This window comes from Aquimarina sp. AWH4_224 (genome assembly GCF_056160245.1).
The window spans coordinates 265,250-282,959 of sequence record NZ_JBSWWU010000008.1; the positions used below are offsets into that span (position 1 = coordinate 265,250).

20 protein-coding genes are annotated in these 17,710 nt (G+C 35.1%); 14 read left to right on the forward strand and 6 right to left on the reverse strand.

Annotated features, from left to right (window positions below; genetic code table 11):
- Positions 1–65: 65 nt before the first annotated feature.
- Positions 66–782, reverse strand: coding sequence for an RDD family protein (locus ACXAGJ_RS16950; RefSeq protein WP_474841308.1), 717 nt, complete (start codon positions 780–782; stop codon positions 66–68).
- 37 nt (positions 783–819) lie between these two features.
- Here ACXAGJ_RS16950 and ACXAGJ_RS16955 point away from each other — a divergent pair, with 37 nt between their 5' ends.
- The 7 genes from ACXAGJ_RS16955 (at position 820) to ACXAGJ_RS16985 (ending at position 7,579) form a co-directional block, all read left to right on the forward strand.
- On the forward strand, positions 820–1,782 hold the full coding sequence (locus ACXAGJ_RS16955) for a stage II sporulation protein M (protein ID WP_474841309.1): 963 nt from the start codon (positions 820–822) through the stop codon (positions 1,780–1,782).
- Entirely contained in the window at positions 1,775–2,647 is an 873-nt protein-coding gene (locus ACXAGJ_RS16960) for a hypothetical protein (protein WP_474841310.1), read from the forward strand. Before ACXAGJ_RS16955 ends, ACXAGJ_RS16960 begins: the two co-directional genes overlap by 8 nt.
- Position 2,648: 1 nt before the next feature.
- Positions 2,649–3,398, forward strand: a complete 750-nt coding sequence (locus ACXAGJ_RS16965) for a DUF4129 domain-containing protein (protein WP_474841311.1) — start codon at positions 2,649–2,651, stop codon at positions 3,396–3,398.
- A 3-nt stretch (positions 3,399–3,401) separates the two neighbouring features.
- The gene (locus tag ACXAGJ_RS16970; RefSeq protein WP_474841312.1) at positions 3,402–4,610 is read left to right on the forward strand and encodes a DUF4350 domain-containing protein; all 1,209 of its coding nucleotides are present in this window, start codon (positions 3,402–3,404) and stop codon (positions 4,608–4,610) included.
- Positions 4,611–4,622: 12 nt separating this feature from the next.
- Entirely contained in the window at positions 4,623–5,663 is a 1,041-nt protein-coding gene (locus ACXAGJ_RS16975) for an AAA family ATPase (protein ID WP_084549442.1), read from the forward strand.
- Positions 5,664–5,669: 6 nt separating this feature from the next.
- The gene (locus ACXAGJ_RS16980; RefSeq protein ID WP_474841461.1) at positions 5,670–7,001 is read left to right on the forward strand and encodes a DUF58 domain-containing protein; all 1,332 of its coding nucleotides are present in this window, start codon (positions 5,670–5,672) and stop codon (positions 6,999–7,001) included.
- A 155-nt stretch (positions 7,002–7,156) separates the two neighbouring features.
- Positions 7,157–7,579, forward strand: a complete 423-nt coding sequence (locus ACXAGJ_RS16985; protein WP_473286102.1) for a DUF2141 domain-containing protein — start codon at positions 7,157–7,159, stop codon at positions 7,577–7,579.
- 81 nt (positions 7,580–7,660) lie between these two features.
- Here the strand turns inward: ACXAGJ_RS16985 and ACXAGJ_RS16990 are convergent, their stop codons facing one another.
- Entirely contained in the window at positions 7,661–8,284 is a 624-nt protein-coding gene (locus ACXAGJ_RS16990; protein ID WP_474841313.1) for a hypothetical protein, read from the reverse strand.
- 200 nt (positions 8,285–8,484) lie between these two features.
- On the opposite strand from ACXAGJ_RS16990, the gene ACXAGJ_RS16995 reads away from it, so the two are divergent.
- Positions 8,485–9,435, forward strand: coding sequence for a LysR substrate-binding domain-containing protein (locus ACXAGJ_RS16995; protein ID WP_073314889.1), 951 nt, complete (start codon positions 8,485–8,487; stop codon positions 9,433–9,435).
- A 15-nt stretch (positions 9,436–9,450) separates the two neighbouring features.
- Here ACXAGJ_RS16995 and ACXAGJ_RS17000 read toward each other — a convergent pair whose 3' ends face one another.
- The 3 genes from ACXAGJ_RS17000 to ACXAGJ_RS17010 form a co-directional block, all read right to left on the reverse strand.
- Positions 9,451–9,651, reverse strand: coding sequence for a hypothetical protein (locus ACXAGJ_RS17000; protein ID WP_073314891.1), 201 nt, complete (start codon positions 9,649–9,651; stop codon positions 9,451–9,453).
- 132 nt (positions 9,652–9,783) lie between these two features.
- The gene (locus ACXAGJ_RS17005) at positions 9,784–10,584 is read right to left on the reverse strand and encodes a TIGR00266 family protein (protein WP_474841314.1); all 801 of its coding nucleotides are present in this window, start codon (positions 10,582–10,584) and stop codon (positions 9,784–9,786) included.
- Between the two features lie 105 nt (positions 10,585–10,689).
- Positions 10,690–11,145, reverse strand: coding sequence for a DUF4442 domain-containing protein (locus tag ACXAGJ_RS17010; RefSeq protein ID WP_474841315.1), 456 nt, complete (start codon positions 11,143–11,145; stop codon positions 10,690–10,692).
- Positions 11,146–11,300: 155 nt separating this feature from the next.
- Here ACXAGJ_RS17010 and ACXAGJ_RS17015 point away from each other — a divergent pair, with 155 nt between their 5' ends.
- From ACXAGJ_RS17015 to ACXAGJ_RS17040, 6 genes are all read left to right on the forward strand, one after another.
- Positions 11,301–11,753 (forward strand): DUF4870 domain-containing protein, encoded by a 453-nt coding sequence (locus ACXAGJ_RS17015; protein ID WP_474841316.1) that lies wholly within the window; start codon positions 11,301–11,303, stop codon positions 11,751–11,753.
- 3 nt (positions 11,754–11,756) lie between these two features.
- Positions 11,757–12,290, forward strand: a complete 534-nt coding sequence (locus ACXAGJ_RS17020; RefSeq protein WP_073314899.1) for a zinc metalloprotease — start codon at positions 11,757–11,759, stop codon at positions 12,288–12,290.
- 87 nt (positions 12,291–12,377) lie between these two features.
- Entirely contained in the window at positions 12,378–12,713 is a 336-nt protein-coding gene (locus tag ACXAGJ_RS17025) for a PadR family transcriptional regulator (protein ID WP_073314900.1), read from the forward strand.
- 1 nt (position 12,714) lies between these two features.
- Positions 12,715–14,460, forward strand: coding sequence for a PspC domain-containing protein (locus ACXAGJ_RS17030; RefSeq protein ID WP_474841317.1), 1,746 nt, complete (start codon positions 12,715–12,717; stop codon positions 14,458–14,460).
- 45 nt (positions 14,461–14,505) lie between these two features.
- Positions 14,506–15,234 (forward strand): head GIN domain-containing protein, encoded by a 729-nt coding sequence (locus tag ACXAGJ_RS17035; RefSeq protein ID WP_474841318.1) that lies wholly within the window; start codon positions 14,506–14,508, stop codon positions 15,232–15,234.
- A 360-nt stretch (positions 15,235–15,594) separates the two neighbouring features.
- Positions 15,595–16,455, forward strand: a complete 861-nt coding sequence (locus tag ACXAGJ_RS17040) for a GIN domain-containing protein (protein WP_474841319.1) — start codon at positions 15,595–15,597, stop codon at positions 16,453–16,455.
- A 184-nt stretch (positions 16,456–16,639) separates the two neighbouring features.
- On the opposite strand, the gene trxB is transcribed toward ACXAGJ_RS17040, so the two are convergent.
- On the reverse strand, positions 16,640–17,608 hold the full coding sequence (trxB, locus tag ACXAGJ_RS17045; RefSeq protein ID WP_474841320.1) for a thioredoxin-disulfide reductase: 969 nt from the start codon (positions 17,606–17,608) through the stop codon (positions 16,640–16,642).
- Positions 17,609–17,710 lie beyond the last annotated feature (102 nt).

Below are 17,710 nucleotides of genomic sequence, written 5' to 3' on the forward strand. Positions count from 1 at the left end.
AAAGATTTTATGATTTATATCCCTATATCAAAAAGTTCGAAAAATTGTTACCCCTTGGTGATAAATTATAATTGTTGCGTGTAATAATTGTAATCTGCAATCACCCTATCTACAAAATGTAGAGGCTTTTCTTGCGGGGTTACATCCATTATGGCACTGACCTTTTTAGACAGTTCCAAAATAACATTATGATTGGCTTCTCTCTTGGCTTCTGAGTATATTGTTTTAATTTTTCTCATTTCAGCATCACTAAAAACAGTAACCTGAGGATAAACAGCAACATAATCGTCTGGTATATCCACCAATATGGTTTGATGAAATTGTACGCGTTGTCGTTCGCTGATCACAGTGGTACCAGCAGCCATATCCCCCAAGCGTTGTCCTTTCCCATTCATCAAAATGGTAACCACTGCTACTCCACCCATAGCCAAAGAAATATCCAACAAGCGAAGTAACCACCGAATCAAATAATTTGAAAATGCAGGGCGTGATCCGTCAAGTCTTGTCACTTTAATTTTCATAGTAGCCTTCCCAGGTGTTTGCCCATCCCAAAACGTTTCCCAGAGCAAAAAATACAAAAACGGAGGAATACTGAGTATCAACCAAAAAGCCCATTGATCCCCCATATCTGCATCCAACATACCAATAACAAACAATATGAGTATGTAATACGCTATGATAATCATAAAGTCAATAAAATATGCTAGTATTCGCTCTCCGATGCCAGCAGCATTTTGTTGTATGCTAACATTTTGGGCAGTTTCTATTTGAAAATTATCCATTAATTATGTTTCTTTGAACCTCTTAATCTTTTGATACATGCGCGAGGCGGCTTTTGTGAAGCAAAATAAAGATAAATGGTTAAAATTTGAAAGTGTTCTGGTTAATAATACCATCATTCCACCAGATGAACTTTCGGATCTGTATATAGAAATAACCGATCATCTCAGTTATGCACAAACATTTTACCCCAATAGTCAAACCCTAAGTTACCTAAATGGCTTAGCTAGCAAAGCACATCAAAAAGTATATCGAACCAAAAAAGAGAAGAAAAACAGGTTCTATACGTTTTGGATAAAAGAGTTTCCTTTAGAATTTTATAGCTATCAAAAAGAGTTGTTGATTGCCTTTTTAATTTCAGCACTATTTACCGCAATAGGCGTATATTCTTCTGCCACAGATGGAGCATTTGTTCGCTCGATTCTTGGAGATGCCTATGTAAATATGACTTTAGAAAATATAGCAAAAGATGATCCTATGGCCGTGTATAAACAGATGGGAGAAACTAACATGTTTTTGGGTATTACCATCAACAACATTCGAGTAGCCCTCAACTGCTTTATATTAGGGGTAATGTTTGGTATTGGAACTGTATATATGCTCATGCAAAATTTTATCATGCTAGGTGCATTTCAATACTTCTTTTATACCAAAGGTTTGTTATGGGAAAGCGCAAGAACGATTTGGATCCATGGTACCATAGAAATCTCTGTAATTATTATTGCGGGATGTGCTGGTTTGGTAGTGGGCAAATCCATTTTATTCCCTAAAACATATACTCGTTTAACTTCCTTTGTAAAAGGAATAAAGGCAGGATTAAAAATTGTAATAAGTACAATTCCTTTCTTTATTATTGCAGGGTTTTTGGAAGGATTCGTAACTCGACATACCGAAATGCCGGATTGGCTTGCCTTAATCATTATACTAGGCTCTTTATCACTGATCCTGTTTTATTATGTAATTTACCCCAGACAACTATATAACAAACTAGAAAATGAATAATAACTACATAGAATTCAAAAAAAGAAGAGAATTAGGAGATATACTGACGGATACTTTTGGTTTTTTAAGACACAATGGAAAATCATTATTCGGTATGTTGATCAAAACCTCTGGTATTCCTTTTGTAATACTACTATTAGCTTCAGGCTATTATACATATGCCTCGGCTGATGTGCTAGACCCCGTAAATCTTAGTAGTGGAGGTCTTTTAGGCACTGGAAATATGTTTATTGCACTGTTTGTTATGTTAATTACCCTATTAGTGTTTTATGGACTCCTTTTTGGAACCGTTCTTCACTTCATCAAATCATATATTGAAGGAAAAGGCGTGGTAGATCAAGATGCAGTATCTCAAGGAGTTAAAAAAGATTTTGGAAGTATGATTGGATTGGGATTACTCTCAGGGATCATCATATTTTTTGGTTTAATGTTATGTTTTTTCCCAGGCGTTTATTTATACGTGCCAATGAGCATGGTATTTTCGCTTTTGGTTTTTAGAAATATTAGTGTTTCTGATTCGATCAATGAAAGTTTTCAACTGGTCAAAGATGAATGGTGGATTACCTTTGCTACCCTATTCGTATTAGGAATTATCATTTGGTTAATTAGTATGGTGTTTTCAATCCCGGCCGTAGTCTATTCTTTAACCAAAACATTTACCGCGGCTTCAGAGAGTACAATGTCAGATCCTTCATCCATGTTTGATTGGGTCTTTATTATATTAAATACGATTTCGTCTGCCGCTCAATACATACTATATATCATCACTGCTGTTGCTACTGCCTTTATATATTTTAATCTGAATGAAAGAAAACATTCTACAGGAGCTTTTGAACAAATAGAATCTCTAGGAAAATCTGAATAACTTGAAATTTTTATACTTCTTACTATTATGTATTCCTTTTTCTATAGCTGCTCAAGCTGTAGATAGTACTAGTATAGTCCAAAGTCAAGAAGTCATATATGATTTAGATTCTGAGATAGAAGCTAAAAAGCTAGATCAGGATAAAATAGAATCCTATAAAAAGGACAGAGCTTTTGATTATAGAGAAAAGCAAGAAGTGGATAATTGGTGGACCCAATTCAAAAGCTGGTTAGCCCAAGCATTTATGAAATTCATCAATTGGTTGTTTGGCACCAACGAAGCTAGCAGTTTTTGGGCAGGTTTCTTCAATATATTACCCTATCTGGTCATTATTGCAGTATTATTCTTATTAGTCTGGTTGTTTATGAAAGTAAATCCAAGAGAAATGCTTTTAGAGAATGAAGAAATCCCACAAGTAGCTTTTACCGACGAAGAAGACATTATCCATAACCAAGATATCAGAGATCTCATTAATCAAGCCATAAAACAACAAAATTTTAGGTTGGCGATTCGTTATTATTATTTGTTAGTCCTAAAAAATCTATCTGAAGCGGAGTATATCGATTGGGAGTCGCAAAAAACGAATACAGATTATAGTAAAGAGCTTACCGACAGTAGCTTGAGAGAACAATTTAAAGTAATTACCAAGTTATACGATTTTATTTGGTATGGAAGTTTTGAAGTCAATCAAAACACCTATCAACAGGCTGAAAAAGAGTTCTTATCCATAACCCAAAGCATTCAAAAATAATAGATGAGTAAGAAATCCAAAATATTCATCATTGTAATTGTCGTAGCCATCGGGTTGCTTACTTTTTTGGAAGCTAATGAACCGGAACCTGTTAATTGGTTTCCTAGTTATGCCAAAACTGATAAAATTCCCTTAGGTACTTTTGTTTCTTATAATCTGATCAAAGAAGCATTTACCGACGAAAAAGTAAAGGACATTAATCAACCTCCTTACGAATTCTTAACCGATAATGACACAGTATCGGGCACGTATTTCTTTGTAAATGGAACCGTGAATTTTGACAAAGATGAGTTGAATAAAGTATTGAATTGGGTAGATAAAGGAAATACACTATTTATCTCGGCAAAAACCATAGAAGAAAAACTCTTAGATACTTTACAACTTGAGGCCGAAAACCTAATTTCGGTTAATAATATTACGACCAAGCCATTATTAGAGCTCGTCAATAAAAAATTAAAAGTGGACCTCCCCTATTTGTACGATAGAGATATTTATAACTCGTATTTCAAAACCATCGACACCCTAAAAACTACAGTACTCGGGATTACTGAGCTGTATAAGGATACGTTACAAATACAATCTCCTAAGGTGAACTATATCCAGCAACCTTTTGGAAACGGTGTTATTTTATTACATACCTTCCCAGAAGCTTTTGGAAATTACTTTATGCTTAAAGCAAACAATTTCGAGTACACTCAAAATGCGCTGACTTATATTAAGGGGAAGCCTATTCTTTGGGACAATTATTACAAAGCTGGAAAAACTTTTTATACGTCTCCACTGTTTTTACTACTGAGTAATCGATATCTCAAGTGGGCTTATTATTTTGTACTCATTGCTGCAGTATTATTGGTCATTTTTGAAGGAAAACGAAAGCAAAGAAGTATCCCAATCATCGAACCTTTAAAAAATCAAACCCTAGCCTTTACCAGGACCATAAGTGGGATGTATTTTGAAAAAGAGAAGCACAAGGAAATCGCAAAAAAACAAAACCTATTGTTTTTGGAGTACGTTCGGAACACCTTGCGGGTGCCAACGAATAGTATAGATGAAAAAACAATAATAGACATCGCCGCCAGAAGCAATAATACAGTAGAAGACACCAAAGAATTGTTTAATTTTTTCAACGACCTACACAACACACCAAAAATAGAAAAGGAACAACTAATCCGACTTTATCAATTGATTAAAGAATTCAAAAGTCGATCATAATAGAAAATGCACATGGAAAACGAGGAACTGCAAAATAATACTCCGCCAGAAGAAACGTCATCTGGAGCACCGACAGAACAAGACCTTAACTTCGAAAATCGAATCGATTTGAGTGAGCTGCAACAGGCAGTAGAAAAGTTAAGAACCGAATTAGCGAAGGTTATCGTTGGACAACAAGATTTTATAGAATTATTGATTGTTTCTTTGTTATCCAATGGTCATGTTTTGATCGAGGGAGTTCCGGGAATTGCCAAGACCGTGACCGCAAAATTATTTGCCAAAACCTTAGAAACCGGATTTAATCGTATTCAGTTTACTCCCGATCTCATGCCGAGTGATGTTTTGGGAACTTCGGTTTTGAATATGAAAACAAGTGATTTCGAATTTAAAAAAGGCCCTATTTTTTCTAATATGGTGCTTATTGATGAAATCAACAGAGCGCCCGCAAAGACACAAGCTGCTTTGTTCGAAGTTATGGAAGAAAGACAAGTAACCATTGATGGTGTTCGATATCCTATGGAACCACCTTTTATGGTGTTGGCTACCCAAAACCCGGTTGAGCAAGAAGGTACCTATGCATTGCCTGAAGCACAATTAGATCGTTTCTTGTTTAAAATCAAGGTAGATTATCCTAATCTAGAAGAAGAAATCAATATCCTTAAAACACATCATGAACGCAAAGCAACAAAACCGCTCGAATTGATTGATGCTGTTTTAACTCCAGAAAAATTATTAGAATTCAAGAATAAGACACAAGAAGTTATTATTGAAGAAAAGATATTAGGATACATTGCAGAGATTGTCACCAAAACCAGAACCCATCCTCATCTGTATTTAGGAGGCTCTCCTCGTGCCTCAATAGCAGTGATGAATGCTTCAAAGGCTTTTGCAGCAATCAATGGTAGAGATTTTGTGACTCCAGAAGATATAAAGAAGTCGTTATTCCCGGTATTGCGCCATCGTATTATTTTATCTCCAGAGCGCGAAATGGAAGGAATGAGCACAGAAGATGTTATTGAAATGATTTTACAATCTGTAGAAATCCCCCGTTAAGTAGTGATTCAATTTTTCAAATCTTTATACCTGACCAAAAACGTATTTTATATACTCTTTACGATAGCTGTACTATTTTTACTAGCGTACTGGTTTCATATACTATATCCTTTTACATGGCTGTTGGTATGGGGGTTTGTGATTGTATTTTTATTTGATGTTATCATCCTTTTCAATTCCAAAAATGGGATTGATAGTAACCGATTGTTACCAGATAAATTTTCGAATAGTGATTTTAACGCAGTACCGATAAGGATCAAGAACAACTATCCTTTTACCACATATGTTGAAATCATCGATGAGATCCCAGTTCAATTTCAGAAGAGAGATTTTTTGAAATCAGAACGTATTGGCCCAAAAAATGTACTTGATTTTGAATATTCACTTCGCCCCGTTCAACGAGGGGAATATGTGTTCGGTAGTTTACATATTTACGCCATGAGCAAAATACAATTTGTTAAAAGAAGATATAGCTTTGACAAATCTGCTATGGTAAAAGTATATCCTTCTTTTATCCAAATGAAGAAATACGATTTTTTGGCGATAGACAATAAACTGACACAAATTGGGCTGAAAAAAATTCGCCGTATCGGGCATACTATGGAGTTCGAGCAGATTAAGGAATATGTGGTTGGCGATGATGTGCGTACCATTAACTGGAAAGCGACTGCCAAACACAGCAACCTGATGATCAATCAATTTCAAGATGAAAAATCACAGCCTATTTATTCGATTATTGATGCGAGTAGGGTCATGAAAATGCCATTTAATGAGTTAAGTTTATTGGATTATGCCGTAAACAGTACGCTAGCCTTTTCTAATATTGCTTTAAAAAAGCATGATAAAGTAGGAATGTTGACCTTTTCGAATACGGTAAATGATTTTCTTCCTGATAGTGGTAAGAAAACATATATCAATACCGTTTCAGAGACGCTTTATAATGTAAAAACGCAGTTTTTGGATTCGGATTTTGGGCTGTTGTACGCTCATGTCAAACGACAAATTACACATCGCAGTCTGCTTCTTCTCTATACCAACTTTGAGCATATTTCTTCATTAAAAAGACAACTTCCGTTTTTGCAAGCACTGGCAAAAAAGCACTTATTAGTAGTTATCTTTTTCGAAAACACCGAATTGAATCAGCTTATCAAAGCCGAGGCGGAAGATTTACAGACCATTTATGACCAAACCATAGCACAACAATTTGCTTACGACAAAAAAGTAATGGTCAAAGAATTGCAAAAGTATGGTATCCAAACCGTACTCACTACTCCTCAAAATCTTACTGTAAATACTATTAATAAGTACCTGGAAATTAAAGCACGAGGACTTTTATAAAGAGACTTTGATCCTATTCAATTTCCAATTATTTAGTACCAGATACAATTCATCCTATGATATTGACAATTCGGTAACATACTTTATTACATGCACATAGATTTATAGACTTTTGAAGTGTTCAAACATCAAATAACTATAAAAATCTTATGTATATGAAAACTCTAGCTTTATTACTTGCCTTGTTTACCTCTAATTTTATACTTACTGCGCAAGACAATGCCAAAGGAATCACAATTACAGTAACCGTTCCTAATGTAACTGGTTCTGAAGGAGAAGTATTATTTGCCTTATATGATGAGAATACGTTCATGAAAGCGGCTCCGATTCAGGCTGCAAAAAGTGAAATTGAAAACGGGGTGGCCAAAGTGACTTTCACCAACATTCCTGCAGGAGAATATGGAATCACTTGTTTGCATGATGCTAACGGAAATGGAAGAATGGATTTTGAAGCCAACGGAATGCCAAAAGAAAGTTACGGGGTATCCAACAATAACATGAGCTACGGACCACCAATGTGGGGAGATGCAAAATTCGAAGTGGGTAACGAAGACCTTGCTTTTGAAATAAGAATGTAATCCAACAGAAAATATTCATCAATCAAAAAAGCTGTCTTAATAGACAGCTTTTTTTCCTATTGTATGCCCTATATAAACACCCTAGTTCATAACAATAGCTCTGACGTGTGTTTTTAAGTTTTGTTCGTTGCTTTTTAACACTTTGGTTCGGAGTTTACATCTAATCGATTGTACTTCTGACACTTCTAACTGAAGCTTTTTTGCCGTTTTTTCTGAAGGGATATTCAAATAAAGGAAAACACAATGCTGAATTTCATCTTTAGAAAAGTTGGGATACAACGTACTTAATTGGCTGCTCAAAAGAAGATGATAAGGCAGTAAGGTCTGCATTTGTTGATCTTTGTCCTTTCCAGTAATATAGGCTTGTTGTTGTCTTGCCGTATATTCTTCAAAAAAATGCCCCAAATGTTTTCCTCTACCCGATCGAAGGAAGGCTAATTCTCTTTCTCTCTTCTTTAATAATGCTTCTGCAACCTTTTTCTCCAGTTCATGTTTTAAAACGATGCGTTTACTTTTTTGAACTTTGTTAAAACTAATTACCACAATCACTACCATAATCAATACAAGGACCAGGGCTATACATCCAAAAATCACCCAATTCGGTATTACTTTTTGGATATAAAGAATCCATAAATGGCTAAAATTTCCCAGCACTTTTCCAAAACCTATTATTGCATCATAAAGGGGATATGCTATAAGGTACATATTGATCAGGTTAGTGTTTCTTCATCTTTATTATTAAAACACCATATTGAGGTTTTACCCTACTTTTATTTAAAAAAAAGTAATTTTACCAGTAATTTCTTATAACAGCTATTAAAACTATAGATAAAACAAATTTTTAAATACTTTTTAATAAACAATATCAATAGCTTTATTATCTTTGTAGTTCTAAAATATAACCTATGACCATAACACAACTAAAATATGTTCTAGCCGTTGCCGAGCACAAAAACTTCACCAAAGCTGCGGAAAAAACATTTGTAACTCAACCCACATTGAGTATGCAAATTCAGAAATTGGAAGAAGAGTTAGATATTCTGATTTTTGACAGAAGCAAAAAACCCATAGAGCTTACCGAAGTTGGGAATAAACTAGTGCAACAAGCCAGAAATATTGTCAATGAAAGTGAACGCATACAAGATATTGTAGACCAACAAAAGGGATTTATTGGAGGAGAATTCAAACTTGGTGTCATCCCTACCATCATGCCTACGTTGTTGCCCATGTTTTTAACCAATTTTATCAAAAAGTATCCTAAGGTAAAACTAAAAATTGAAGAACTAACCACAGAAGCTATTATTGAACGTTTGATGGATGGGCATTTGGATGCGGCTATAGCTGCTACCCCACTGGAAAATGAAAATATAAAAGAACGTGTTTTATATTATGAACCATTTGTTGGATATATCCCCAATAACCATAGGTTGAACCAAAAGAAAAAGATCGATGCGACAGATTTGGATATAGATGACTTGCTATTACTAGAAGATGGTCATTGTTTTAGAGATGGTATTATCAACTTATGCAAAACACAAAAAAGTTATGATGAAGATCATTTCCAGTTACAAAGTGGAAGTTTTGAAACTTTGGTGAAATTGGCAAACGAAGGATTGGGTATGACACTACTCCCCTATTTGCATACTATGGATGTAAAAGAAAGTGAAAAAACGAATTTGCATTATTTTAATGAACCAACACCTGCAAGAGAAGTAAGCTTAATCTTCAATAAAAGTGAATTAAAAATGCAGATCATAGATGCACTACATACCACTATAGCTGGAGTAGTCAAAGGTGCAATCGCATTCCAAAATGTTCAAATTATAAGCCCTATTACAAAAGTAAAAAGCGACTAGAAAGTCGCTTTTTTTTTATGTTGTTTTTAAATAGATTAAACAAGATTGTAATTCTGGTTGTTTAACCGTCAAGGATTGAATCCATATTTTCAATTCTTCAATCTCGTGCGGAAGTAGTCTGTTTAGTGCTTTTAGAACTTCCTTTGTAAAAAGATTAACATCAAAACTTACTTTTTTAAGAACAGTTTTAGTGTAATCAAACATTGCTCTGGCCATAAATTAATAGGGGTTTAAATGTTAGGTTTAAACTAGTAATTGTAGGAATAAGCTTACATTTTAATATTTAACTAATACTAATATATGCAAATAAAACTAAAAAACCAGTCTTTTAGCGCTTATTTAACACAGTTAAAAATTGTTATCGCCATCCAAAAGATCTCCTAAACCTCCTAAAATACTACCTTCACCTTTACTTTTACCGCCTCCTCTTGGAGCTAAAGCAAGCACTCGATTTGCTAACCTACTAAATGGAAGTGATTGTATATATACTACTCCTGGTCCTGTTAAGGTAGCAAAGAATAATCCTTCGCCCCCAAAGATGGTATTTTTGATACCCCCTACAAACTCAATATCGTAGTTCACTCCTTTAGAAAAACCGATAATACATCCGGTATCTATCTTTAATTTTTCACCTGGTTGTAGCTCTTTTCGTGCTGTGGTACCCCCAGCATGCACAAATGCCATACCGTCACCTTCTAGTTTTTGCATGATAAACCCTTCTCCTCCAAAAAGGCCACGACCTAATTTTCTAGAAAACTCGATTCCGATAGAAACTCCTTTGGCAGCGCATAGAAAAGCATCTTTCTGACAAATAAATTTACCGCCGTAATTCGTTAAATCAATAGGAATGATTTTTCCTGGATAGGGAGAAGCAAAACTTACGCGTTTCTTTCCTATAGCTTCATTATAAAAGGCTGTCATAAATAAACTTTCTCCGGTAAGCAGTCGCTTTCCTGCTCCAAAGATTTTACCCATGATTCCTTTATCTTTGTCAGACCCATCTCCAAAGATGGTATCCATTTTTATACCATCATCCATCATCATAAAGCTTCCTGCTTCGGCAATTACGCCTTCTTGTGGGTCCAATTCAATCTCCACATATTGCATTTCTTCTCCGATGATGTCGTAGTCTATTTCGTGTGCTGTCATAATAACTAGGTATACGTTTTAATGATTAAATGAATGTTTATATTATTGGTAAACATTTTTTGCAAAGCGTTACATCTATTTTTGGTTTAAGTAGTGTGCTTTGTGTTACCTTTTTACTTTCAAGGTCCATTCAAAGTTAAAAGTAGAGACTTCTACTCCTTCTTTATTGGTTCCAATAGATTTCATCCATACCGTTTGCCCTTCTCCTGTTTCAATAGCCTTTTCGATAGCTTTTTCTACCAATCCACCATCTTCACAAACAAAAGTAATTCTCCCTGTAGCCTTTTTGGTAAAGGTAGCATTGTTATTAGCTACCAACATCGAGATTTTCTTTCCGCTGTTTCTAATATAACCAGTTACCAAAGCTCCTGTGGTTAACTCAGCTGCCATTCCCTGTACAGCCCAAAACATAGAATTAAAAGGATTTTGATTGAACCATCTGTGCTTTACGGTAACGGTACAAGTTGTTCTGTCGATAGATTTAACCCGTACTCCGCATAGCCAAGCCGAAGGTAATTTAAATAGTAAGAAGGTATTTAGTTTTCCTGGAGTGATATTCATTGATTAACATTTTTGATAGTTACAATATAGGTAAAAGTAATTGGGTTCAAAAATTCATATTTTCTTAAATTTATGTTAAATTATGGTACTATGTTTTGCATAATACCTTTTTTTAGACATATATTTGCATAAGAAACTATTATATACTTTTAAAAATGTCATCTAATAACCACAAAAATATCGCAACGTTCATGCACCTGGGGGCATTTTCCAAATACTTTATTCCGTTTGGAAATTACATTGTTCCCATATTGCTTTGGACCACCAATAAGGACAAATCAGAGTTTATTGACGAAAACGGAAAAGAGGCTATCAATTTTCAACTGAGTATATTATTGTATACTGTTATCTTAGGAATGTTTTCCTTCCCGTTTTTCATCTTTAATGTTTTTGGAGATGCTTCTATTACAGATTTATTTCACCATGATTCGATATCTATCAATTTTTCGAATCCTGGAGGATTTAGAACACTTATAGGTGCATCGTTTATAGGAGTAATCGCGCTAATCGGGTTCTTTCTGGAAATCATTTTTGTAATTACTGCTGCATTAAAAGCTAACAAAGGAGAGTCATACAGATACCCACTATCTATTAGGTTTATCAAATAACCAATGAAGTCATCTATCAACATATCGTATATTTTGGTTACTGCTTTGGCAGTGTTGCTTACCTTCATTGTTCATGAGTTTGCACACTATGTAACTGGCGAGCTATTAGGGTATTCGATGAAGATGACATTAAATTCGGTAACCTTAAAAGAGGGAACCTATAATTCTGATTGGCATAGCTATTTAGTAACTGCTGCTGGACCTATAATAACTATCGTATTAGCTTTTGTGTTCTTTTACGTAATAAGAAAAACTGGTAAAGTATCCTGGTACCCATTTTTGTTTTTCGCTTTTGTTTTTAGACTTATGGCAATGGTAATTTCCATATTCAACCCTAATGACGAAGCAAGATTAAGTTATGTACTTGGACTTGGGTATTGGATGCTTCCATTATTAGTAACATTTACATTATTGTTTCTGGTTATCAAAACCTCAAAAGAACAAGGGTACGGTCTAAAATTTAACCTCATCAATTATCTTTTAGCAACAGTCTTTGTTACTGGAGTTGTATGTCTTGATCAATATGTTTTAAAATAATCATCAATCAAATTAATCAATCAAATTCATCAATCAATCAAACCATCAATCAAAAAATGAACAGTTTAACTTTTAAAAATTAGTTTTATGAAGATCGAAAACACGAAAGCGCAAATGCGCAAGGGTGTTCTGGAATATTGCATACTTTCTATCTTAAAGGACGATGATGCTTATGTTGCCGAGATTTTGGGAACCTTAAAAGATGCAAAGATGCTCGTGGTAGAAGGTACGATTTACCCCCTACTAACCAGGCTAAAAAATGCCGGGCTTTTAAACTATCGCTGGGAAGAATCAACCTCGGGACCGCCACGGAAATATTATGGACTCACAGAAACCGGAAAGTTGTTTCTAAAGGAATTAAACACTACTTGGGACGAATTACAACACGCTGTAAATCTGGTAACCAAACAAAAAAAGAAGTAAAATGAACAAAACAGTCAATATAAATTTAGCAGGGATATTTTTTCATATCGATGAGGATGCCTATCTCAAATTGCAACGGTACCTCAGCGCGATCAAACGTTCCTTTACAGATTCTCAAGGTAGAGACGAGATTATTGCCGATATAGAAGCACGTATTGCAGAGCTTTTTAGTGAAAAGATAAGAGATGAAAGGCAAGTTATCGGTAATAAAGAAGTAGACGAGGTAATCGCAGTAATGGGGCAACCAGAGGATTACCGATTGGATGAGGAAATTTTTGAAGACGAACCAAGAGCATCGTATCAAAGACCGAAAAGTTCTAAGCAGTTGTTTAGAGACACAACCAATTCGTATGTAGGAGGTGTAAGTTCAGGACTTTCTCACTATTTAGGAATAGATTCTACATGGATTCGTTTGGCATGGATTTTATTTACAATCTTTTCTAGTGGAGCTTTTATTTTGATTTACATCGCTTTCTGGATTTTTGTACCAGAAGCCAAATCCACTTCAGACTTTCTGGCCATGAAAGGAGAAGCGGTGAATATCAGCAATATTGAAAAAAAAATTAAAGAGGGTTTTGACGACGTAGCCGATACCGTAAAAAATGTAGACTATCAAAAATACAGCAATAAAGTAAAAAGTAGTTCTACCACTTTTTTTGAGGCCCTTGGAGATGTTTTATTGTTCTTATTGAAGATATTCGTAAAGTTCATTGGTGTCATCCTTATCATCACTGCCGGTATTACTTTGATCAGTTTGTTTATAGGATTATTTACGGTAGGAACCTTTGGATTTATGGACACCCCATGGACCGAATACATCGAAGTTGGTAACCATCCCGATGTTCCACTATGGATTGTATCATTATTAGCATTCTTTGCAGTAGGAATCCCTTTCTTCTTCCTATTCATCCTTGGATTGAAGATTTTGATTAACAATCTTAAATCCATAGGTACACCTGCAAAGCTTGGATTACTAGGAGTTTGGATCATTTCTGTAATCGGATTAAGTGTAATTGGTATTAGACAAGCAACTTTAGAAGCGTATGATGCTGATGTAATTACCGAAGAAAAAACACTTCCAATTACAGCCAAGGACACGCTTACCATCAAAATGCAAGGTAATGATCGATATGTGCGTCAGTTAAGACATAGAGATGATTATAGAATCAAAAGAGATGAAGAAGGTAATAGAGTGATTGTAGTTCGCGATATAGAAATCTATATGAAGTCTACCAAAAGAGATTCTGTAGTGAGTTTGGCCATAAAGAAAAAAGCAGAAGGCCGATCGTATGATGAAGCTTCGGAACGTGCAGAAGACATCAAGTACTTTTATGAATTAGAAGGAAAAACACTATTGTTAGACGGATTTGCGATCACAGATTACGCAAACAAATTTAGAGATCAGGAAGTGAATATCACCCTAACGCTACCAGAAGGTATTACCATTTATGCTGATGATAACACGTCTGGTTTCAATAACTCCTGGACCTATGATGATTACATCACTATCGATCGAAAAGAGGAGGAATACCTGAAACTGGTTGATGGTAAGTTTGTATGCGAAAGCTGTCCTGAGAAAGAAAACGATTGGGAGTATGATGAAGATGAAGACGAGGTAAAAATTAATATTAACTCTGAAGATCAAAATTTCAATTTAAAAATAGACGAAGACGGCGTTGAATTAAATAATGAACCCGTAAAAGTAAAAATAGACGAGGACGGTATAGAAATCAAAACCGAAAATTAAATCAAAAAACGAACAGTTAAATCACAACACTAAAATCTGAAAACAATGACCACACTAGCCAAATTTTTAGTCACCCTTTGTATGTCCTTAGCCTTTTGCTCATGCAATATTTCCATCGATGGACTTAATGGAATCAAAGGACAAGGAGAAGTAGTAAAAAAAGAGAGAACCATAGATCAGGACTTTGAAGCCGTAAAAGCAAGCAGAGGATTAGATGTTATTTTAGTAGAAAGTAATGACAAGAAAGTTATCGTAGAAGCTAATGAAAACCTACACGAGCATATTGAGATTTACGTAGAGAAAAACACGCTGTATATTACTTCTGATGAGAATATTTATAGAGCAGATGAGAAAAAAGTATATGTATCTTATGATCAGCTCAATAAAATACACGTAAATAGCGGAGCCAGCGTATATTCTGATCAGGAAGTAGCACAAAAAGATCTTGCACTTAGTGCTTCTAGCGGAGCGGATATCAAATTAAAGATAAAAGCGCAAACGGTAAACTCTTCGGTTTCTAGTGGTGCATTTATCGATCTGGAAGGAAAAGTAGAAAACCATTCTGCTAGTGCCTCAAGCGGAGCTAATATTCGCGCTCAAGATCTATTGAGTTTGGTTTCAGAAGCTAAAGCAAGTAGCGGAGCAAACATAAGAATTCATGCTCAAAAAGAATTTACAGGAAAAGCTACAAGCGGTGCCAATGTAGTATACTATGGAAAACCAGAAAAAGTATCCGAAACCGATAACTCTGGAGGAAACGTAAGAAGAAACTAATCAATCCTAACAATCTAACCAACCCCAACCAACCAAAATCATACTGCCCGAAAAGCACCCATTGTTGAAACCTTAGTTCATGTTAAGTACTAAATTTTTCGGGCAGTTTTTATTTTACGATTCTAGTTTAGCAAATGGTAATAGTTTCTATTACCTTTTTTTAATTCTCCTTAGACTATTTATTCTATAGTCCCAAAGCTCCTTTTCCTTTGTTTTTATAGTCTGGCACAATTTCTTTTTAAGAAAAATGTTATTGTTTTTGGTACATGTTTTGCGCTACCATTTTTGTAACTTATGTTTGCTACATAAACATTTGCTGTTTTTTGTAGTCTTTATCAAAAATTAAAATCACACAATCCAATGAAAAAGTTATTCTTTTTATACTGTATTTGTTTCATAACCTTCAGCGCTTATGCTCAAAAAGAAAAAATAAAGGGAAACAAAATTGTAAGCACAGAACGTTATGATGTAGAACCCTTTCATACCATAGAAATTTACGAAGGGTTTGAAGTTACTTTGGATGAAAGTAGTGACAGCCAAGTAAAAATTGAAGCCGATAGCAATATACAGCGTGTCATACAAATAGAGGTTGTAGATAGTGTACTAACTATAAAATCTGACAAAGATCTTCGTCGAGCAAAAGCGCTCAACATTGATATTTTGTATGGGGCAGAACTTAAAAAGATTGTTTTGTACGACAAAGTGAATGCAAAATCATTGTCAGCTATAAAATCCTCTGGTCTTACTGTTGAAGTTAATGATTATGCAGAAGTATTTTTGACCACAGAAACCGGTAATTTGAGTTGTATCGCCTATGGAAAATCAAGAGCAGAGTTACATGCCAGTGCCACTAGCGTTGTCTATCAAGTAAATGAAAACTCTGAAGTAAAAGGTATTGTTACTGCCGATGAATTCAAAATTGATTTGTATCAAAAAGCTACGGCAGAACTAGAAGGCGAAGTGCAGTTTATGCAACTACGTACCGATAATGAAACTGACTTTTACGGGACTAAACTAAATGCTACAAAAGCGTCTCTTTTGGCCGAAGGATCCAGTGATAATTATGTTCAAATTCAGGAAGAAATAACCATTGAAGCTAAAGACAAATCTGAAATTTTTCTGTTAGGAGAACCTAAAATTAGTATTCAAGGATTTACCAATGAGGCTGCGCTTTTCAAGAAAAATATTGACTACACCCCTAGTAAGTTACGATTAAACTAGGTAAATAAAATTTTATAAAAACAAAAAAGCGGCTGTTTAAAAAGTGATATACGATTGTCAAACTGAGCTTGTCGAAGTTTTAAATCCACTGATTTTCAATTTGTCTTCGACAGGCTCAGACTGACAAATACAAGTTTTTAGTACTTTTTAGACAGCCGCTTTTTATATCTTCAAATTTTTTCTTTTAAGCTGAAACTCCTGCGTTTGTTTCTACAGTAGCTAAATAGCGTTCTGCATCCAAAGCTGCCATACATCCTGTTCCTGCAGCAGTAATTGCCTGTCTGTATTCTTTGTCTTGAACATCTCCTGATGCAAATACTCCAGGGATATTGGTCTTCGTAGATTTACCTTCGGTAATGATATACCCTGTATCATCCATATCCACCTGCCCTTTGAAAATATCCGTATTGGGTTTATGTCCAATAGCAATAAACAATCCAGTGATACTAATATCGGTTTTTTCGTTGGTTTGATTATTTACCATACGTAATCCTTCTACCACTTGATCACCTAATACTTCATCAACCTCAGTATTATACATCACCTTTAGGTTTGGTGTATTGTTCACTCTATGTTGCATTGCTTTTGAGGCTCTCATATAGTCTTTACGTACTAGCATAGTAACACTAGAACAAATATTAGCCAAATAGGTAGCTTCTTCAGCAGCTGTATCTCCTGCTCCTACAATAGCAACGTCTTGACCTTTGTAGAAAAATCCGTCACATACCGCACAGGCAGAGACTCCTCCTCCTCTTAAACGTTGTTCACTAGGTAAACCAAGATACTTTGCAGTGGCACCAGTAGAAATAATTACAGTCTCTGCTTCTATTTCTTTATTATTATCTACAGTAACTTTGTGTATTCCTCCAACTTCTGTACTGAAGTCAACAGCAGTTACCATCCCGATGCGTACCTCGGTACCAAAGCGTTCTGCTTGTTGTTGTAACTGGACCATCATTGTGGGACCATCAATTCCTTCTGGATATCCAGGGAAATTATCAACTTCTGTTGTAGTAGTAAGTTGTCCTCCTGGTTCCATTCCTGTATACATTACAGGTTTCAAATCAGCTCGCGCTGCATATATAGCTGCAGTGTATCCTGCAGGTCCTGAGCCTACGATAAGGCATTTTATTCTTTCGATTGTATCAGACATAATCATTTCTTTATTATCTGATGTAAAAGTAGCAATTTGAACATAAACCTTACATTAAAGTTATTAAGAATTGTTATGAAGTTATAGACATCTTAAATTATT

What these genes read in the sequence shown, in the direction of transcription:
- ACXAGJ_RS16950 (WP_474841308.1), bottom strand. Translation starts at nt 782, where the DNA reads ATGGATAATTTTCAAATAGAAACTGCCCAAAATGTTAGCATACAACAA.
- ACXAGJ_RS16955 (WP_474841309.1), top strand. Translation starts at nt 820, where the DNA reads ATGCGCGAGGCGGCTTTTGTGAAGCAAAATAAAGATAAATGGTTAAAA.
- ACXAGJ_RS16960 (WP_474841310.1), top strand. Translation starts at nt 1,775, where the DNA reads ATGAATAATAACTACATAGAATTCAAAAAAAGAAGAGAATTAGGAGAT.
- ACXAGJ_RS16970 (WP_474841312.1), top strand. Translation starts at nt 3,402, where the DNA reads ATGAGTAAGAAATCCAAAATATTCATCATTGTAATTGTCGTAGCCATC.
- ACXAGJ_RS16975 (WP_084549442.1), top strand. Translation starts at nt 4,623, where the DNA reads ATGGAAAACGAGGAACTGCAAAATAATACTCCGCCAGAAGAAACGTCA.
- ACXAGJ_RS16985 (WP_473286102.1), top strand. Translation starts at nt 7,157, where the DNA reads ATGAAAACTCTAGCTTTATTACTTGCCTTGTTTACCTCTAATTTTATA.
- ACXAGJ_RS16990 (WP_474841313.1), bottom strand. Translation starts at nt 8,284, where the DNA reads ATGTACCTTATAGCATATCCCCTTTATGATGCAATAATAGGTTTTGGA.
- ACXAGJ_RS16995 (WP_073314889.1), top strand. Translation starts at nt 8,485, where the DNA reads ATGACCATAACACAACTAAAATATGTTCTAGCCGTTGCCGAGCACAAA.
- ACXAGJ_RS17000 (WP_073314891.1), bottom strand. Translation starts at nt 9,651, where the DNA reads ATGGCCAGAGCAATGTTTGATTACACTAAAACTGTTCTTAAAAAAGTA.
- ACXAGJ_RS17005 (WP_474841314.1), bottom strand. Translation starts at nt 10,584, where the DNA reads ATGACAGCACACGAAATAGACTACGACATCATCGGAGAAGAAATGCAA.
- ACXAGJ_RS17010 (WP_474841315.1), bottom strand. Translation starts at nt 11,145, where the DNA reads ATGAATATCACTCCAGGAAAACTAAATACCTTCTTACTATTTAAATTA.
- ACXAGJ_RS17015 (WP_474841316.1), top strand. Translation starts at nt 11,301, where the DNA reads ATGTCATCTAATAACCACAAAAATATCGCAACGTTCATGCACCTGGGG.
- ACXAGJ_RS17020 (WP_073314899.1), top strand. Translation starts at nt 11,757, where the DNA reads ATGAAGTCATCTATCAACATATCGTATATTTTGGTTACTGCTTTGGCA.
- ACXAGJ_RS17025 (WP_073314900.1), top strand. Translation starts at nt 12,378, where the DNA reads ATGAAGATCGAAAACACGAAAGCGCAAATGCGCAAGGGTGTTCTGGAA.
- ACXAGJ_RS17030 (WP_474841317.1), top strand. Translation starts at nt 12,715, where the DNA reads ATGAACAAAACAGTCAATATAAATTTAGCAGGGATATTTTTTCATATC.
- ACXAGJ_RS17035 (WP_474841318.1), top strand. Translation starts at nt 14,506, where the DNA reads ATGACCACACTAGCCAAATTTTTAGTCACCCTTTGTATGTCCTTAGCC.
- ACXAGJ_RS17040 (WP_474841319.1), top strand. Translation starts at nt 15,595, where the DNA reads ATGAAAAAGTTATTCTTTTTATACTGTATTTGTTTCATAACCTTCAGC.
- trxB (WP_474841320.1), bottom strand. Translation starts at nt 17,608, where the DNA reads ATGTCTGATACAATCGAAAGAATAAAATGCCTTATCGTAGGCTCAGGA.